Annotated in this window: 19 protein-coding genes; 8 read left to right on the top strand and 11 right to left on the bottom strand. The window is 68.4% G+C overall.

Translation table 11 applies throughout. The features are described from left to right. Nucleotides 1-4 precede the first annotated feature (4 nt). Nucleotides 5-913, top strand: a complete 909-nt coding sequence (locus tag ABZ434_RS02805; protein ID WP_359131609.1) for a GNAT family N-acetyltransferase — start codon at nt 5-7, stop codon at nt 911-913. Nucleotides 914-995: 82 nt separating this feature from the next. Here ABZ434_RS02805 and ABZ434_RS02800 read toward each other — a convergent pair whose 3' ends face one another. From ABZ434_RS02800 to ABZ434_RS02790, 3 genes are all read right to left on the bottom strand, one after another. Continuing rightward, nucleotides 996-1625 (bottom strand): hypothetical protein, encoded by a 630-nt coding sequence (locus ABZ434_RS02800; RefSeq protein WP_359131606.1) that lies wholly within the window; start codon nt 1623-1625, stop codon nt 996-998. A 73-nt stretch (nt 1626-1698) separates the two neighbouring features. Further along, a complete protein-coding gene (locus ABZ434_RS02795; RefSeq protein ID WP_359131605.1) occupies nt 1699-2124 on the bottom strand; it encodes a heme-binding protein in 426 nt (141 codons plus the stop codon). 55 nt (nt 2125-2179) lie between these two features. After that, entirely contained in the window at nt 2180-3394 is a 1215-nt protein-coding gene (locus ABZ434_RS02790; protein ID WP_359131603.1) for an MFS transporter, read from the bottom strand. Between the two features lie 139 nt (nt 3395-3533). Between ABZ434_RS02790 and ABZ434_RS02785 the strand changes: the two genes are divergently transcribed. Genes ABZ434_RS02785 through ABZ434_RS02775 form a run of 3 tightly spaced genes read left to right on the top strand, consistent with a single transcriptional unit; the run spans nt 3534 to nt 5675 of the window. Further along, nucleotides 3534-3992 carry a MarR family transcriptional regulator gene (locus tag ABZ434_RS02785; RefSeq protein WP_359131600.1) on the top strand — a complete coding sequence of 153 codons (459 nt, stop codon included), beginning with the start codon at nt 3534-3536 and terminating at the stop codon, nt 3990-3992. A gap of 38 nt (nt 3993-4030) precedes the next feature. Next, nucleotides 4031-4483 carry a GNAT family N-acetyltransferase gene (locus ABZ434_RS02780; protein WP_359131599.1) on the top strand — a complete coding sequence of 151 codons (453 nt, stop codon included), beginning with the start codon at nt 4031-4033 and terminating at the stop codon, nt 4481-4483. A gap of 28 nt (nt 4484-4511) precedes the next feature. Next, nucleotides 4512-5675, top strand: coding sequence for a winged helix DNA-binding domain-containing protein (locus tag ABZ434_RS02775; RefSeq protein WP_359131597.1), 1164 nt, complete (start codon nt 4512-4514; stop codon nt 5673-5675). Nucleotides 5676-5751: 76 nt separating this feature from the next. Here the strand turns inward: ABZ434_RS02775 and ABZ434_RS02770 are convergent, their stop codons facing one another. The 3 genes from ABZ434_RS02770 to ABZ434_RS02760 all read right to left on the bottom strand — a co-directional run bounded on the left by ABZ434_RS02770 (nt 5752) and on the right by ABZ434_RS02760 (nt 9247). Next, entirely contained in the window at nt 5752-7134 is a 1383-nt protein-coding gene (locus tag ABZ434_RS02770) for a serine hydrolase domain-containing protein (RefSeq protein ID WP_359131596.1), read from the bottom strand. A gap of 70 nt (nt 7135-7204) precedes the next feature. Further along, nucleotides 7205-7723, bottom strand: coding sequence for a pyridoxamine 5'-phosphate oxidase family protein (locus ABZ434_RS02765; RefSeq protein ID WP_359131594.1), 519 nt, complete (start codon nt 7721-7723; stop codon nt 7205-7207). Between the two features lie 57 nt (nt 7724-7780). Then, nucleotides 7781-9247, bottom strand: coding sequence for an MFS transporter (locus tag ABZ434_RS02760; RefSeq protein WP_359131592.1), 1467 nt, complete (start codon nt 9245-9247; stop codon nt 7781-7783). Between the two features lie 141 nt (nt 9248-9388). On the opposite strand from ABZ434_RS02760, the gene ABZ434_RS02755 reads away from it, so the two are divergent. After that, nucleotides 9389-10312 carry a LysR family transcriptional regulator gene (locus ABZ434_RS02755; protein WP_359131591.1) on the top strand — a complete coding sequence of 308 codons (924 nt, stop codon included), beginning with the start codon at nt 9389-9391 and terminating at the stop codon, nt 10310-10312. 55 nt (nt 10313-10367) lie between these two features. On the opposite strand, the gene dnaB is transcribed toward ABZ434_RS02755, so the two are convergent. After that, entirely contained in the window at nt 10368-11846 is a 1479-nt protein-coding gene (gene dnaB / locus ABZ434_RS02750) for a replicative DNA helicase (protein ID WP_148019636.1), read from the bottom strand. A 459-nt stretch (nt 11847-12305) separates the two neighbouring features. Between dnaB and ABZ434_RS02745 the strand changes: the two genes are divergently transcribed. Beyond that, the gene (locus ABZ434_RS02745; RefSeq protein WP_359131590.1) at nt 12306-13643 is read left to right on the top strand and encodes an MATE family efflux transporter; all 1338 of its coding nucleotides are present in this window, start codon (nt 12306-12308) and stop codon (nt 13641-13643) included. Nucleotides 13644-13748: 105 nt separating this feature from the next. On the opposite strand, the gene rplI is transcribed toward ABZ434_RS02745, so the two are convergent. From rplI to rpsF, 4 genes are all read right to left on the bottom strand, one after another. Further along, nucleotides 13749-14195: a 50S ribosomal protein L9 gene (rplI, locus tag ABZ434_RS02740; protein WP_311311380.1), complete on the bottom strand. Its 447-nt coding sequence runs from the start codon at nt 14193-14195 to the stop codon at nt 13749-13751. A gap of 18 nt (nt 14196-14213) precedes the next feature. After that, nucleotides 14214-14450 (bottom strand): 30S ribosomal protein S18, encoded by a 237-nt coding sequence (gene rpsR / locus ABZ434_RS02735; RefSeq protein ID WP_003967857.1) that lies wholly within the window; start codon nt 14448-14450, stop codon nt 14214-14216. A 43-nt stretch (nt 14451-14493) separates the two neighbouring features. Beyond that, entirely contained in the window at nt 14494-15111 is a 618-nt protein-coding gene (locus ABZ434_RS02730; RefSeq protein ID WP_359131589.1) for a single-stranded DNA-binding protein, read from the bottom strand. Nucleotides 15112-15185: 74 nt separating this feature from the next. Continuing rightward, a complete protein-coding gene (rpsF, locus tag ABZ434_RS02725; RefSeq protein ID WP_359131588.1) occupies nt 15186-15476 on the bottom strand; it encodes a 30S ribosomal protein S6 in 291 nt (96 codons plus the stop codon). Between the two features lie 279 nt (nt 15477-15755). On the opposite strand from rpsF, the gene ABZ434_RS02720 reads away from it, so the two are divergent. Continuing rightward, on the top strand, nt 15756-16076 hold the full coding sequence (locus ABZ434_RS02720) for a hypothetical protein (protein ID WP_359131587.1): 321 nt from the start codon (nt 15756-15758) through the stop codon (nt 16074-16076). Nucleotides 16077-16263: 187 nt separating this feature from the next. Beyond that, the gene (locus ABZ434_RS02715; protein WP_219569104.1) at nt 16264-17382 is read left to right on the top strand and encodes a peptidoglycan bridge formation glycyltransferase FemA/FemB family protein; all 1119 of its coding nucleotides are present in this window, start codon (nt 16264-16266) and stop codon (nt 17380-17382) included. The last annotated feature ends 63 nt before the right edge of the window (nt 17383-17445 follow it).

Genomic DNA, 17445 nt, shown 5'->3' with positions numbered 1-17445 from the left:
TCCTATGCCCCCCTCATTGCCCCGCCCCCTCACCGGCCTACCCGTCCGGCGTCTCACCCGGGACGATCTGGTCCCGTGCGCCGACCTCAGCGAGGATCGTGGCTGGCCGCGCGATGAGCACCGGTGGGGACTGCTCCTCGCCGCGGGGAAGGCCTACGGCATCGACGATCCCGAGGGCAAGGGCCTGATGGCGACCTGCGTGGTGACTCCGTACGGTCCTGACCTGGCCGCCGTCGGCATGCTTCTGGTGGCCGGACGCCACGGTCGTCAGGGGGTCGCACGGCACTTGATGCAGCAGGTGATCGACTCGACCGCGGGCACCCCCCTCAGCCTGTATGCGACGCCCGCGGGCCGTCCCCTCTACGAGGAAATCGGATTCAGCGCGGTCGGCCTGACTCAGCGGATGGACGGGCGCTTCCGGCTGCCGGCGCATCCGGACAGCCAAGGAACAGGGTCTCGCCCCGGTCCGGCCGACGGTGCGGGCCTGACCATCCGTCCGGCGACAGCTGGGGATCTGCCCGCCATACTCCGCCTGGACTCGGAGGCCTTCGGCCTCGACCGGACACACCTCCTGGCCCGCCTCCCCGCCTTCGCCGACCATCTGAGGGTGGCCGAGGACGGCGAAGAACTCGTCGGGTACGCCGGATTGTGGCCCAGCGCGCAAAGCCATGTGGTCGGGCCGCTGATCGCGCGTGACACCGCCACGGCGAAGCTGCTCGTCTCCTCGCTCGCCGGGGCGACGGACCGGCCGCTGCGCGCGGACGTCGACGCCCGTCACGAGGAATTGCTGACCTGGCTCGAGGCGTGCGGTCTGGAGCCCGGATCGTCGACCACCGTCATGAGCCTCGGCAACCGCCCGTCGCCGGGGGACTGGACACAACATTTCGCACCGCTGAGCCTGGCGACGGGCTGACGCGCGCCTCCGTCCGCCCGCCTCGGGGGCTCATGCCCGGTGGGGGCCGCCTGGTGCACGGCCCCGAGCCCACCGTGCCTGCTCAGTTGTCGAACCACACAGTGAGCCGGACGTTCTCGTCCCCATGAACGGCGCCGAGGGCTTCCATGACAGACCACACCGGCTTCCACTCGCCCTCCGGTGGCACAGCCTCTCGCCGGGTCATCCGCTCCAGCCGGTAGAGGCGGTCGCCGTCGCGCCACTCGGCGCCCTCCGGCCAGTCTCTCCGGCCGTAGGGGTCGTCCCCGGCGGTCGAGGGCCCCGCCGGGAGTCCAGCCGCTCGGGCGAAGCGGGCGCTCCAGCCCGCCTTGCCGACGAGGACCCACGTACCGTTCACCTCTTCGTACTCGTGGATCCGTCGGTCCACCGTCTCGGCGGCCTCGTCCCAGTCGACACACTTCACTTCGCTCCAGCCGATCCAGCTGGGGCTGTGTGCGTCGGAGGCCCACTCGTCGAAATCCGCCCGTGCGGCATCGGAGATCAGCTCGGGCAGTCCGCGCTCCGCAGCGAGGGGGGCGAAGCCCGCGTAATTGCGCACGCCGAACAGACAGCCGAACGCGTCGTAGTCCCGGCCCAGGTACACAAGGTTGAGATCGACGGCTGCGGACCAGGTGTCCCTTGGCCCCGCCCACCGCGAACGGCACTCGATGAACCCATGAATGTCAGCTCCCATGGGCGGAGATTCTCCGGCCGCACGGGAGCCGACACCAACGAATTACCTGCACGGTCGCCGGGCGGACGGCACCTCAGACGAGGTCGGCCACGGCTTTGGCCGCGAACCCGTGATCCTGCTCGGGCGCACCGCCGCCGACCCCGACGGCACCGATCAGCCGACCGTCCCGATGGACCGGGACGCCTCCGGCGATGAAGAGCAGTGGCCGGTCCAGCGCGGTCGGCAGGGTGTGGAAGAGGCCACCCGGCTGGACCGCGTCGACGAGATCGGCCGTAGGAGCGTCGAGCTGGAGTGCCGTGTAGGCCTTGCGGGTGCTCGTCTCACCGGCGATGAGAACGGCGCGGTCGTCGCGCCGGAAGGCCAGCAGGTGGCCTCCCGCGTCCAGGACGGTGACAGCTGTCGCAACGCCCGCGGCCTCGGCGGCCGCACGGGCCGCCCCGATCAGCTTCTCCGCGTCCTCGGTGGTCAGGGGGGCTACAGCGGCGGTGAGCGCGCTCATGAGGGCTCCTTCATGTGGTGGGGTGATGGGTGCGGGATGGGGTGGCCAGGCGCGGTCAACGGCGGGAGGCCACGGGTACGGCCGCCGGCTCCGGAGCAAGTGCGGTCACCAGGTGGCTCCGGGCGGCGGTACGGCGCTCCAGAGTGCTGGAGACGACGGCGAGTACCAGGGCGGAGGCGGCGAGCGCCGCACCGACCCAGTTGGGTGCGGTGTAGCCGAGACCGGCGGCGATGACCATGCCGCCGAGCCACGCGGAAAGGGCGTTGCCGAGATTGAAGGCACCGATGTTCACCGCGGAGGCGAGAGTCGGGGCGCCGGCCGCCTGGTCGAGTACCCGCTTCTGCAGCGGGGGTACGGTCGCGAAGCCCAAGCCACCGATCAGGAAGATCGTGACGGCTGCCGCGATCTTGTTGTGGGCGGTCAGCGTGAACAGCGCCAGGACTACGGCGAGGGAGCCCAGCGACACGTACAGCAGGGGCATCAGACGGCGGTCGGCGAACTTGCCGCCGAGCAGGTTGCCTCCGACCATGCCGAGCCCGAAGAGCACCAGCAGCCAGGTGACGGACGAGGCCGAGTAGCCGGCGATCTCGGTCATCATCGGAGTGATGTACGTGATCGCGGCGAAGACTCCGCCGAAGCCCAGCACGGTCATCGCCATGGCCAGCAGTACCTGCACGTTGCGGAACGCGGCCAGCTCATGGCGGAGCCGGACGCCGTCGGGGCGGGGCTGGTCGGGAACGAGCCTCGCCACGCCGAGCAGGCCGATGACTCCGAGGGCTGCGACGACGAAGAACGTGCTCCGCCAGCCGACGCTCTGACCGATGTAGGTGCCCAGCGGCACACCGACGACGTTGGCGACGGTGAGGCCGGTGAACATCATGGCGATCGCGCCGGCCTTCTTATGCGGGGCGACCAGATCGGCTGCCACCACCGATCCGATGCCGAAGAAGGCACCGTGGGCGAGCGAGGCGATCACCCGGCCGGCGAGCATCACTCCGAAGACGGGTGCGGTCGCGGAGACCACATTGCCGACGACGAACAGTGCCATCAGGATCATCAGCATGCGTTTGCGAGTGACCCTGGTGCCGAGCAGGGTCATCAGAGGGGCCCCGATGACGACACCGAGCGCGTAGCCGGTGACGAGAAAACCTGCGGTCGGAATCGAGACCTGGAAGTCCGCAGCCACCTCGGGGAGCAGCCCCATGATCACGAACTCGGTCGTTCCGATACCGAATGCCCCGATGGCGAGGGCGAGGAGCGCGAGCGGCATGGGTTCACCTTCCCTGAAGATTGCGTCTGCACCTTACGAGCGTCCACAATAATTGCAGACGCGGGTTAATTGCAAGCGCGGGCTATTGCGCCTGTCGCCTATCCTGGACGCAAGCAGCTCCGGCACGGAGGAGAGACCCATGACAGCGACGGATCCGGCACTGACCGCCCTCTCCCAGGGGTGGTGCGCGCTCTCCCTGCTCCACGGGAAGATCGAGGCCCATATCGAGCGTGCCCTGCAGACCGGGCACGGCCTCAGCGTGCGGGAGTACTCCCTGCTGGACGTCCTGAGCCGGCAGCACAACGGAACCGGTGGACACCTTCAGATGAAGCAGGTGGCCGATGCCGTCGTGCTCAGCCAGAGCGCCACCACACGCCTGGTCACCCGCCTCGAGGACCGGGGTCTGCTGACCCGGTATCTCTGCGACACCGACCGCCGGGGCATCTACACCGATGTCACCGAAGCCGGTCTCGTGCTGCTCTCCGAGGCCCGGCCGACGAATGACTCCGCCCTGCGGGCCGCGCTGGACGAGGCTGCCGAGAACCCCGAACTGGCCCCGCTCGTCCGGGCGGTCGAGGAGCTGAAGGTCCCCGCGTAGGGGGCCCGGTCACAAGGGAGCGGCGTAGGCTGCCGATCATGAGCGATCTGGAAATCCGTCCCGCGGCCGTCGGCGATCTCTCCGAGATCGTGGCCATGCTCGCCGACGATCCGCTGGGCGCACGGCGCGAGTCGCCGGACGACCTCACCCCGTATCTCGCGGCCCTCCGGCGGCTGGCCGAGGATCCCCATCAGCATGTGATGGTCGCCGTACGCGCGGACCGCGTCGTCGGGACGCTCCAGCTGACCGTGATACCCGGCCTCTCCAGGCGCGGCTCGACCCGGTCGGTGATCGAGGGCGTCCGTGTCCACGCGGACGAGCGTGGCAGCGGTCTCGGCACGCAGCTGATCCAGTGGGCCGTGGACGAGTCGAGGCGGCAGGACTGCCAGTTGGTCCAGCTGACCTCCGATGCGACCAGGACCGACGCACATCGCTTCTACGAGCGGCTCGGCTTCGTGGCCAGCCATGTGGGCTTCAAGCTCACCCTCTGACCGCAACCCGGCGTCCTTGGGAGCCACAGTGCACCGCATCAGCGACGAGCAACGCCGCATCAGGATCGGCCGACGCCATCTCCTGGCCCCCTCCTTGCGGTCGGAGTCCCCCGTGGCCGTTGCCGACGCTGTTGTCGCCCTGCATGCCACCGACGCGGCCACCGTCTTCCTGTCCGCCTGCGCACGGCTCCGGGCGCCGGATGCCGCCGCCGTGGAGAAGCACCTCTACGAGGACGTCTCGCTGGTCCGGCTGCTCTCCATGCGCAACACCCTCTTCGTCGTATCGGACGAGATGGCCCCACGGGTCGAGGCGTCGAATGCGCGCGCTGTCGCCGCCAAGGAACGCCGGAACCTCCTCAAACACCTGGCGGAGGACGGCAACGGGCTGGACGAGCAGTGGCTGGCCGGCGCCGAGCAGTCCGTCCTCGCGACCTTGGCCGCCGGGGGTTCCGCAACGGGCAGCGAGCTCTCCGCCGCCGTACCCGCCCTCCGCACCAAGATCACCGTCTTTCCCGGAAAGAAGCAGGAGGCGGTGCAGGGCGTGGCCTCACGGGTCATCCGGGTGCTGGCCGCCGAAGGAAGGATCCGTCGGGACCGGCCACGAGGATCCTGGACCTCCAGCCAGTTCCGCTGGACGGCTTCCGGCCCCCGGCCCGAACAGGAAACGGAGCGCGCCCAGGCGGAGCTGGCCCTGCTCTGGCTCCGTGCCTACGGTCCCGCATCCGAAGGAGACCTCAAGTGGTGGACGGGCTGGGGTCTCGGCCAGGTCCGCAAGGCGCTGGCTGCCACGGGAGCGGAAGAAGTACAGCTCGACAGCGGCGCCACGGCCTGGGTCGCGCCACAGGACCACGGGTCCGATCCTGCACCGGAGCCCTGGGCCGCCCTGCTGCCCGCGCTCGACCCGAGCGCCATGGGATGGGCCGATCGCGGATTCCACCTCCCGGCCGAACACCGGGCAGCGCTCTTCGACCGTTCCGGCAACATCGGGCCCACCGTGTGGTGGAACGGCCGGATCGTGGGCGGGTGGGCTCTGCGCACCGACGGCGAGCCGGTATGGCGGCTCCTCACCGACACAGGGCGGGAGGCATCCGCGTCGATCGAGGCGGAGGCCTCCCGGCTCGCGGCCTGGGTGGGCGAGGCACGGATCACGCCGCGCTTTCGCACCCCGCTGGAAAGAGAGTTGACGGCCTGAGTGACGGCTCCGCCGTTTCACGTGAAACGGTGCCGCTCAGCTCCCCGGCCCGCCGTTTCACGTGAAACGGTGGGGCTCAGCTCCCCAGCCCGCGCCACCCCTCCTCGTCCACGCCACCGGGAACGGCCGCTGCGGGATCGTACGGTTCACGCGTGAACACGAACGACCCGAGATCCAGATGGTTCACGCTGCCGTCGTCGTTCCGCACGACCCGCAGTGTCTCCCCCGCGTAGTAACCGTCCAGCCCGATCCATGTGCCGTCCGGGCGTGCGGTGAACCGGGCACCGCGACCCTGACCGTTCAGGGTCTGCAGTTCCAGCCCCCGACCGGGGGTCAGTCGCAGGATGTTCGTACGCGTGCCCCAGTACCAGGGCCCCGTCAGCGCCAGAAGGTCCGCGTCCACTTCGGGCAACGGGCGCCATGGCTCCGGGATGCGAGGTTCGGCCTCGGCGACGATGTCCACGAGCTCGGCGACCACCTCCCCCACCAGCACGCCTGACGTGACGTTGGCGAACGCGACAGCGGCCACATCGTCGTCGGCGCTGAACCAGAGCGCTGCCAGGAAGCCGGGAAGCGACCCCGTATGTCCGATGAGTGTGCGGCCCTTCCTCCGGACTACCTGCAGACCCAGGCCGTAATGGCCGTCCCAGTCCCCCGACTCGGGCGGCGACGCAGGCTCCTTCATCTCCGCCACGGAGGCGGCCGCAAGCACCCGGTCGTCCCCGTCGGCAAGGAACGCGGCGAAACGGAGGAGATCGGCAGTCGTGGACCAGAGCTGCCCGGCCGGCGCCATCAGCCCGAGATCCTCGGTCGGTTCGGGCAACATGACGTCCGCCCACGGGTGGACCGCCCAGCCGCCTGCGTGCGGAGCCTGCGCCTGCGGGCTCGTACGGTGCATGCCCAGCGGCTCCAGGATCTCGCTGCGCAGTACCTCGGCCCATGAGGCTCCACGCACCGCTTCGATCAGTGCACCGAGCAGTGTGTAGCCGGGGTTGGAGTAATGGTGCCGACGACCGGGCGGGTGCATCCTGCCCTGATCCCCGAGGACGTCCGCAAGGCCGGGGCGCAGACTGCCGGAAGTCCGCTCCCACCAGGGTGCGGGCGACTCGGCCCCGAGCCCGGCACTGTGGCCGAGCAGCTGATGAATGGTGACGTCACCCGCACCCGTACCGGGCAGGTGCTTCTCCAGCGGGTCACCGAGATCCAGCAGCCCCTCGTCACGCAGCCGCAGGACCAGCACCGCGGTGAACGTCTTGGTCAGGGAGCCGATCCTGTACTGCGTATCGGAATCCGGGGCATGTCCGTCGACGCAGGTACGAGAGCCGTTCCAGACGACCTGGCCCTGCCGCTGCACGGCAGCGGCCAGGGAAGGGGAGCGGCCTTCGGCTTGCGCGGTGGCGATGCGGTGCAGCAGCGCGCGCCGCGTACTCGGGAGCAACTGTTCAGGAGAAGAAGTCATCGTCAACAACTACCTCCCGCGGATGCCCGTGGCGACTTCATTTCCCGGCCTCCGCATATCCGCTTCCGCGCTACTGCTCCGCGGCGGACGAGGTGACCGCCACGGCCGGTTCCTGCTTCCGCCACAGCGTGCTGCGCAGATCGGAACCACGGACGAGCTGGATGCGCCACGGATCGATCCGCAGCACGTGATAGTCGGGGTCGCCGGGGCCACCTCTCCAGTAATGGACCGGGTCGTAGCCCACACCCGACGGGCCTCCCCGCTTGTACAGCTCCCACGCATGCAGCCTGGTCGCCTCGTCTTCGGCCCAGGTGGAGACGCTGTCCACGAAGACCGCGTTCTGACGGGGATTCCAGTACGCGTACGTCGTGTGGGGGTTCTCCGCGAGGTGCGCGCTCTTGACCGGGGTCCTGTACGCGGCGAGCCAGCCGACCGGTTCCCCGGCCACGATCTCCCACACGGGCAGCAGCACACGAGCGCGCGGGCGGTGCTGACGGTCGACGGTGACCATGGTCGCGTACTTGATGTCGCGGACGTAGTCGAGGAAGGAGGCCTGGATCTCGGAGAACGCACGGACGGTGTCGGCCACGGGTCTGTCCTTTCTGGGACCAGGAGGGGAGACAGGAACGAGGGGCGGCTACGGGGATCAGCGTGAGGAGACAGGGGTGCCTGATCGCTCAGCGGCACCGCCCGGCGCGGTACCCACCGGGCCGGGCGGCACGGCACCCCGCCGGGAGAACAGGCCGAAGGCGCTGACGACGGCGGCAAGCACCGCGGCTACGAAGGGCACCAGCAGACCCGTCCGGTAGCCCTCCAGAAGCGCGGCAGGGGTCTCTCCCTGGGTGGCGGCCACGCTGACGGCGGTCACCGCGGAGAGCCCGAGTGCGGCGCCGAACTGGAAGGCGGTGTAGAGCAGGCCACCCGCGAGCCCCTGTTCCTCCTCGGCGATCCCTTCCGTGGCCACGATGGTGAGCGGGCCGTACGCGAGGGAGAAGGCGAGGCCCAGGATGATCAGGCCCGGGAACATCGCCGCGTAACTCCAGTCCGCCCCCAGCGGCAGGAACAACCCGTAGGAGAGCACGGCCAGCAGAAGTCCCCCGAAGATCACCGCTGCATTGCCGAAGCGGTGGACCAGGCGTGGCGTGAGGGTCGGCGAGAGGATCGCGTCGACCCCGATGACCAGCATCGCGAAGCTCGTCTGCAGCGACGACCAGTCGCGCAGTTCCTGGAGGTAGAGCACCACCAGGAACTGGAAGCCGAAGAACCCGGCAGCGAACAGCATCGCTGAGAGGTTCGCCCGCACCAGGGCGCCGTTGCGGAAGATGCCCAGGCGCACCAAGGGCTCGGCGGAGCGCCGCTCGATGAGGAGAAAGCCCACGAGGAACGCCAGCCCTGCCAGCAAGGTCACGGCGCTGACGATCACTCCCGAGTGGGCCGCACGCTCGACGCCCAGCACGATCAGCACAAGGGCGACGGTGACGGTCAGCGCGCCGCCGGCGTCTACGCGCTTTCCGGTTCTGTCCGGACGTTCCGACGTGGGAACGACGGCGAGTGCGGCGACGAGGATGAGGAAGGACAGAACCACCGGGGCGAAGAAGACCCACCGCCAGCCGACGGCGGTGAGCAGCCCGCCGGCGACCAGTCCGATCGTGAACCCTCCCGCGGCGGTACCCGAGTAGAGGAGCAGCGCCTTGTTCCGTTCCGGACCCTCGGCGAAGCCCGTGGTGATGACGGACAGGCCCGCCGGGGTCATGAAGGCCGCGGAGACGCCCGTGATGAATCGCGCGACGATCAGCATCCACCCCTCGGTGGCGAGCCCGCCGAGCCCGGAGAACAGCAGGAAGACGGTGAGCCAGAGGACGAACATCCGACGGCGTCCGAACAGGTCGGCCGCCCGGCCGCCGAGGAGCATGAAGCCGCCGTATCCGAGGACGTAGGCGCTCATGACCCACTGCAGCTCGCCGGTGGAGAGGCCGAGATCGGCTCGGATCGCCGGCAGCGCCACATTGAGCATGGCGACATCGATGCCTTCAAGGAAGATCGCACCGCACAGCACGAGCAGGATGCCCCATTTGCGCGCACCCAGCCCGTTCGACGTACTCAAAGCGCTCATGACGAATAACCCCTTCCGGAGTCCTGGCAGTTGGTGATGCCACCAGCCTTCTCCACACTCCGGAGGGGAACAACAGCGATGATCGCAACGTTCGTACAGCCACGCTTACCGATCCATGTCCTACGTGATCCGGAGCTGTACATGGACCAGAACGAGCTCACGTGCTTCCTCGTCCTCGCCGAGGAACTGCACTTCGGCCGGACCGCCACCCGGCTGCACCTCTCCCGGGCCCGGGTGAGCCAGCTCATCCAGAAGCTGGAGCGCCGTGTGGGAGCGCCCCTGTTCACGCGCACGAGCCGCAGCGTGGCGCTGACCACCCTGGGCAGCCGCCTCCGTGACGACCTCGAACCCCACCACCGCGGCATCGAGAACGCCCTGGCGCGGGCCGTCACCTCGGCGCGCGGCATCGAGGGGGTGCTCCACGTCGGCTTCTCGACGCCGCTGGCCGGAGAGATGGTCATGAAGGCCACCGAGAAACTCCGCACACTCCATCCCGAACTCACCGTCGAGGTGTGCGAAGTGCCCTTCTCCGATCCGTACGGGATGCTGCGCAGAGGAGAGTTCGACCTCCAGCTGACGGATTTTCCGGTGCACGAGAGCGACTTGACCCGCGGACCGACACTTCTCGCCGAGGACAGGGTGCTGGCGATCTCCACCGGACATCATCTCGCCGGGCGGGACTCGGTGACGCTGGAGGACCTGGCCGAGGTTCCGTTGCTGACCATCGCGGGAGACATTCCCGGGTACTGGCGGGAGCACCGGCTGCCGACGCACACACCCAGTGGAAGGCCGATCGCGTCCGGCCCGTCCGTCACCAACTTCCAGGAGGCACTGACACTCGTCGCGGGCGGCAACGGGGCCCTGTTGGCAGGAGCCCACGTCGCCCTCTACCACGGCCGGCCCGGCATCTCCTACGTTCCGGTGGAGGGGGACATGCCCCTCGGGTACAACCTGATGTGGCGGGCGGGCGGTGGCAACCGGGCGATCGAACTCTTCGGACGCACAGCACGCGAGGTCGCACGGGACATGGCTCCGGCCGATCCGAGGAGAGCGCTGCCCCGCTGATCGCCCCCGGGCCGGCGGTACGGGCCCCGGGCGATGTCGCCCAGCCCGGAGCCGGTCAGGTCTGCGCCATGTCCACGAAGCGTGAGTAGTGCCCCTGGAAGGCCACGGTGATCGTCGCCGTCGGACCGTTACGGTGCTTGGCCACGATCAGGTCCGCCTCGCCCGCACGCGGCGACTCCTTCTCGTAGGCGTCCTCACGGTGCAGCAGGATCACCATGTCGGCGTCCTGCTCGATCGAACCGGACTCACGGAGGTCGGAGACCATCGGCTTCTTGTCGGTCCGCTGCTCGGGTCCACGGTTCAGCTGGGAGAGCGCGATGACCGGCAGTTGGAGCTCCTTGGCCAGCAGCTTGAGGTTTCGGGACATGTCCGAGACCTCCTGCTGACGGCTCTCGGCGCGCTTCGAACCACCGGACTGCATCAGCTGCAGATAGTCGATGACCACCAGCTTGAGGTCGTTGCGCTGCTTGAGACGACGGCACTTGGCCCGGATCTCCATCATGGAGAGGTTCGGGGAGTCGTCGATGTACAGCGGGGCCGCCGAGACATCGGGCATCCGCCGGGCCAGCCGCGTCCAGTCCTCGTCCGTCATCGTGCCCGAGCGCATGTGGTGCAGCGCCACCCGCGCCTCGGCGGACAGCAGGCGCATCGCGATCTCGTTCCGACCCATTTCGAGGGAGAAGATCACACTGGGCAGGTTGCTCTTGATCGAGCAGGCGCGGGCGAAGTCCAGGGCGAGCGTGGACTTGCCCATGGCCGGACGTGCCGCGATGACGACCATCTGACCCGGGTGAAGGCCGTTGGTCAGCGCGTCGAGGTCGGTGAAGCCGGTCGGAACACCCGTCATCTCACCGCTGCGTGACCCGATCGCCTCGATCTCGTCGAGCGCGCCCTCCATGATGTCGCCCAGCGGCAGGTAGTCCTCACTGGTCCGCTGCTCGGTGACGGCATAGATCTCCGCCTGGGCGGAGTTGACGATGTCGTCGACATCGCCGTCGGCCGCGTATCCCATCTGCGTGATCTTCGTGCCGGCCTCGACGAGCCTCCGCAGCACGGCGCGCTCGTGAACGATCTCCGCGTAGTACGAAGCGTTGGCCGCGGTCGGCACCGACTGGACCAGGGTGTGCAGATACGGAGCTCCGCCCACCTTGGTGATCTCGCCGCGCTTGACCAGTTCGGCCGCCACCGTGATCGGGTCGGCCGGCTCGCCCTTGGCGTAGAGGTCGAGGATCGCCTGATAGACGGTCTCGTGCGCGGGCCGGTAGAAATCGTGGCCCTTGATGATCTCCACGACATCGGCAATGGCGTCCTTGGACAGGAGCATGCCGCCGAGAACGGACTGTTCCGCGTCGAGGTCCTGGGGCGGGACGCGCTCGAATCCGGGGGATCCGCCCTCCCAGCCACTGCTCTCCCGGCCCCGCTCGTGCTGCTCGCCACGGTCCCTGCTCTCGCCCCGGCGCTGGCGGGAAACGGGCAGCCGGTCGCTGGGGCCGGTGTCGGCCCAGGGGTCGTCCAAAGGCTCGGGAATGCTCATCCGGCCGCCTCCTCCCGTCCGCTCCGCGGACCTAGCCGTGCCACTCTTTCTTACGGCACGGCACCGACAAACAAGACGCCCGACTCCGGTTCCGGTGTGTCGGGTTCTGCGGGTTTCCAGGGCCGAAACGAGGTGGGGGCGCCGGACCACGGTAGGCGGCCCGGGACCGTCCGCCAATCTGGTTATCCACAGGGCATGTGGACGAAGGACCAGATGCTGTGGAGAACTCTGCAGAACCTGTGCACGGACCGGGGGACAGCACTGTGGACAAACTCATAGCTACGCCGCAATCAGCGCCCTGACCTGCAAATTCTCCATACACGGGCTGTGGGGGAGAAAAACTTTCCGAGTCGGCCCAAGATCGCGACAACTGGCACGTGCCAGAACGTCACTCCATGATATTTGTAAGGATCGCTAAGGTCTTGCATCCATTACCTGTGGAAGATTAGATTGGCTCCCATGATCCAGGCACCGGCGTCCCCGCCGTCTCGTCGCAGGCGACACGACCGCGAGATCATCGCGCTCGCCGTCCCCGCCTTCGGTGCCCTCGTGGCCGAGCCCCTTTTCGTCATGGTCGACAGCGCCATCGTCGGCCATCTCGGCACTCCGCAGCTGGCCGGTCTGGCCGTTGCCGCAGCCTTGCTGACGACCGCTGTGAGCGTCTTCGTCTTCCTCGCCTACGCCACCACCGCAGCCGTCGCACGACGCGTGGGCGCCGGTGATCTGTCCTCCGCGATCCGCCAGGGAATGGACGGCATCTGGCTGGCGATTCTGCTCGGCCTGGCTGTCATCGCCCTGGCGCTCCCCCTGGCCCCCTGGCTCGTCGAGGCGTTCGGCGCCTCCGACACCGCCGCTCCCCACGCCACCACCTACCTCCGGATCTCCAGCCTCGGGATCCCCGCGATGCTCGTGGTGATGGCCGCGACAGGCGTGCTCCGGGGGCTGCAGAACACCCGCACACCGCTCTACGTGGCCATCGGCGGGTTCGCCGCCAACGCCGCCCTCAACGTGGGCCTCGTCTACGGCGCGGGACTCGGCATCGCAGGATCGGCCTGGGGCACGGTGATCGCCCAGATAGGCATGGCGATCGCCTATCTCGTGGTCGTGGTCCGCGGCGCCCGGCGCCACGGTGCATCGCTGCGCCCCGACGCCGCCGGCATCAAGGCCAGTGCCCGAGCCGGAGTGCCCCTTCTGGTCCGTACGCTGTCGCTCCGCGCCGTCCTGCTCATCGCCACGGCCGTCGCCGCCCGGCTGGGCGACACGGACATCGCCGCTCACCAGATCATCCTGTCCCTGTGGAGCCTGATGGCCTTCGCGCTGGACGCCATCGCCATCGCGGGACAGGCCATCATCGGCCGCTACCTGGGAGCCGATGACACCGAAGGAGCCCGCGAGGCCTGCCGCCGCATGGTGCAGTGGGGCACCGCCTCGGGGGTGGTGTTCGGAGTCCTGATCGTTCTCGCGCGTCCGCTGTTCGTCCCGCTCTTCACCGGCGACCAGTCCGTGCAGGACACGCTCCTGCCCGCTCTGCTGGTAGTTGCGCTGACCCAGCCGGTCGCCGGGGTGGTCTTCGTCCTGGACGGCGTCCTGATGGGCGCCGGGGACGGGACCTATCTGGCCTGGGCCATGCTCGTCACCCTGGCTGTCTTCGCCCCGGTGGCCCTGCTGGTTCCCACCCTCGGGGGCGGACTGACCGCCTTGTGGGGTGCGATGTCCCTCATGATGCTCGTGCGCATGGCAACGCTCTGGCTCCGCGCCCGTTCCGGGAGATGGATGGTCACCGGCGCCACCCGCTGAACCCACCGCAGGGTGCCTGTTTCACGTGAAACAGGCACCCAGCAACGGCGAAGGGCCGCACCCTCGGGGTGCGGCCCTTCACTGTTCTGCTGAGGTGCGGCCCGATCAGGCAGCAACAACCTCGACGCCGAGCTTCGCAGCGACCTCGGGGTGCAGACGCACGGACACCTGGTGTCCGCCGAGCGTCTTGATCGGCGAGCCGAGCTCGACGCGACGCTTGTCGACATCCGGGCCACCGGCAGCCTTGATCGCCGAAGCGATGTCGGCCGGGGTGACAGAGCCGAAGAGACGGCCGGCGTCGCCGGAGCGAACGGCCAGACGGACCTTCACGGCCTCGAGCTTGGTCTTGATCTCGTTGGCCTGCTCGATCGTGGCGATCTCGTGGATCTTGCGGGCGCGGCGGATCTGCGCCACGTCCTTCTCGCCACCCTTGGTCCAGCGGATGGCAAAGCCACGCGGGACCAGGTAGTTACGGGCGTACCCGTCCTTGACGTCTACGACGTCGCCTGCAGCACCGAGGCCGGAGACCTCGTGGGTGAGGATGATCTTCATGATTCGGTCACCCTTCCCTTATCGCGCGGTGGACGTGTAGGGCAGCAGCGCCATCTCACGGCTGTTCTTGACTGCCGTGGCGACGTCACGCTGGTGCTGCGTGCAGTTGCCGGTGACGCGGCGGGCACGGATCTTGCCACGGTCGGAAATGAACTTCCGCAGCATGTTCGTGTCCTTGTAGTCCACGTACTGGGTCTTGTCCTTGCAGAACGCGCAGACCTTCTTCTTAGGCTTGCGCACAGGCGGCTTCGCCATGGTGTTTCTCCTGTGTGATCAAGAAGTGGGGGTACGAGCTGCCCTAGAAGGGAGGCTCGTCCGAGTAGCCGCCGCCAGAACCGCCGGAACCGCTGGAGCTTCCGCCCCAACCGCCTCCGCCGCTCTGCTGGCCCCCGCCCTGCTGGCCGCCGGCCGGCGCGCTGGTGGCCCACGGGTCGTCGGCGGGAGCACCGCCGCCACCCTGCTGGCCACCCGAACCGGGACCGCCGCCCCAGTTACCGCCACCCTGCTGGCCGCCGCCGTATCCACCCTGGCCGCCGCCCTGACCACCGCGACCGGTGGTCTTGGTGACCTTGGCAGTGGCGCTCTTGAGACTGGGGCCGACTTCCTCGACGTCCAGCTCGTAGACCGTGCGCTTGACGCCCTCGCGGTCTTCGTACGACCGCTGCTTCAGCCGGCCCTGCACGACAACGCGCATGCCTCGCGTGAGCGACTCGGCGACGTTCTCCGCCGCCTGACGCCAGACCGAGCAGGTGAGGAACAGGCCTTCGCCGTCCTTCCACTCATTGGTCTGCCGGTCGAAGATGCGGGGAGTGGACGCGACGCGGAACTTCGCGACCGCCGCACCGGACGGGGTGAAGCGCAGCTCGGGGTCGTCGACGAGATTGCCGACGACCGTGATGACGGTCTCGCCTGCCATGGGTGAACCTCTCGGCGGGGATTGCTTCTGGCTGCTTGCTGCTACTCGAACCCGATGACCACTGAGCTAGAAGCTCAGTGCATCTCGGGACGGAGGACCTTGGTCCGGAGGACCGACTCGTTCAGGTTCATCTGGCGGTCGAGCTCCTTGACGACCGCAGGCTCGGCCTGCAGGTCGATGACCGAGTAGATGCCCTCGGGCTTCTTCTTGATCTCGTAAGCGAGCCGACGACGGCCCCAGGTGTCGACCTTCTCAACCTTTCCTTCGCCCTCACGGACGACGGAGAGGAAGTTCTCGATCAGCGGGGAGACTGCTCGCTCCTCGAGATCGGGGTCGAGGATGACCATCACCTCGTAGTGACGCATGTGGAACCCACCTCCTTTGGACTCAGCGGCCACGGTCGTTCCGTGGCAGGAGGGTCGTGATGCGTAAGCAACAGTGTCTCCGAGTAAAACAGCCGCCACTGACAACGCTCTCCTTCGAGGAGGGGCTGACGGGGCTGGCCTGGGCAGACACAGGTGCAGACCGTACAGACTACCTGGAGACCGGCTTCCGGTTGAAATCCGGTGGTCAGGAGACGCAATCTGTACACATCGGGTGTGAGCGGCGCCACGATGCGCCGCCTTTCGGCCAGGAGGTACTCCATGGCACAAGCAATGCGATCCCGCTCCCGCTCTTCCGTCTCCCTCTTCGCGACGGACGGCAGGCCCCACCCCCTCCAGGACACCCTGGTGGCTGTGACGGTGGTGCTCGGCGTCCTCGCGTTCGTGACGGCGATGTTCCACAGCCTGCACCTGATCAGCTCGTGGGCCGGACTCATCGGAATCCTCACGGGTGGGTACGGGCTGTACATCTCCGCGACCACACGGGAGAGGTTCCCGCTGTTCGTCGGCCTGGGCGCCGCCGGCCTCGGCTTCTTCCTGGGTATGGCCCACGGCGGACTCTTCGGCGGCGTGGTGAGCTGACCGCGGCGCAGCACCGCCCCGGCAGCCTGGGGGCGGTCCCGTCCACGGACGGGGCCGCCCTGTACGCCGTACCGGGAATGCCCGGGCACGAAGGGGCCAGACCGCGCGCTTCCCGGTCACAGTAGGCTTCGGCGCGAGAGCCGGAGCCCCTGACCGATGGGGACACACCTGCCGAGGAGCGCCCCGCATGAGCCTGACCCTGAGGACCATCAGCCGAGAGCAGCATCTGGCGTACATCCAGAGTCTGCCCGCGGCCAGTCACATGCAGGTCCCGGCATGGGCGGATGTGAAGGCCGAATGGCGCTCGGAGAGTCTGGGCTGGTTCGACAAGGGCGGCCAGCTCGTCGGCGCCGGTCTCGTGCTCTACCGGCAGCTGCCCAAGATCAAGCGGTACCTCGCGTACTTGCCCGAGGGCCCGGTCATCAACTGGTACGCCCCCAATCTGAACGACTGGCTGCAGCCGATGCTGGCGCACCTCAAGCAGCAGGGCGCCTTCTCGGTGAAGATGGGCCCGCCGGTCGTCATCCGCCGCTGGGACGCCGCCGCCATCAAGGCCGGCATCCAGGACCCCGACGTGAAGCGTCTGCGCGACGTCGAGGCCACCCACATCGAGCCCCGGGCCTTCGAAGTCGCGGACCGCCTGCGGAAGATGGGCTGGCAGCAGGGCGAGGACGGCGGCGCCGGATTCGGTGACGTACAGCCCCGCTACATCTTCCAGGTGCCGCTGGCCAACCGCTCGCTCGAAGACGTGCACAAGGGCTTCAACCAGCTCTGGCGGCGCAACATCAAGAAGGCCGAGAAGGCCGGCGTCGAGGTCGTCCAGGGCAGCTACGCGGAGCTCGCCGAGTGGCAGCGGCTGTACGAGATCACGGCGGAACGCGACCACTTCCGGCCGCGTCCGCTCGGCTACTTCCAGCGCATGTGGACGGCCCTCAACAACGAGGACCCCAACCGCATGCGGCTCTACTTCGCCCGTCACGAGGGCGAGAACGTCGCGGCCGCGACCATGCTGATCGTGGGCGGGCACGTCTGGTACTCCTACGGCGCATCGGCCAACCACAAGCGCGAGGTCCGCCCCTCGAACGCGATGCAGTGGCGGATGCTGCGTGACGCGTACGCGATGGGCGCCACCGTCTACGACCTGCGCGGCATCTCCGACTCCCTGGACGAGACCGATCACCTGTTCGGTCTGATCCAGTTCAAGGTGGGCACCGGCGGCCAGGCCGCGGAGTACCTCGGTGAGTGGGACTTCCCGCTCAACAAGCTGCTGCACAAGGCGCTCGACATCTACATGTCCCGCCGCTGATCCGCCGAGCAAGGCTGACGAAACCGGCTTTATTCGTTTCAATGGTCTCTTCCGGAAGAGACC

Origin of the sequence: Streptomyces sp. NPDC005761 (assembly GCF_040630635.1) — a bacterium.
Classification (GTDB): domain Bacteria; phylum Actinomycetota; class Actinomycetes; order Streptomycetales; family Streptomycetaceae; genus Streptomyces.
This window is presented reverse-complemented; position numbering and strand designations above follow the sequence as displayed.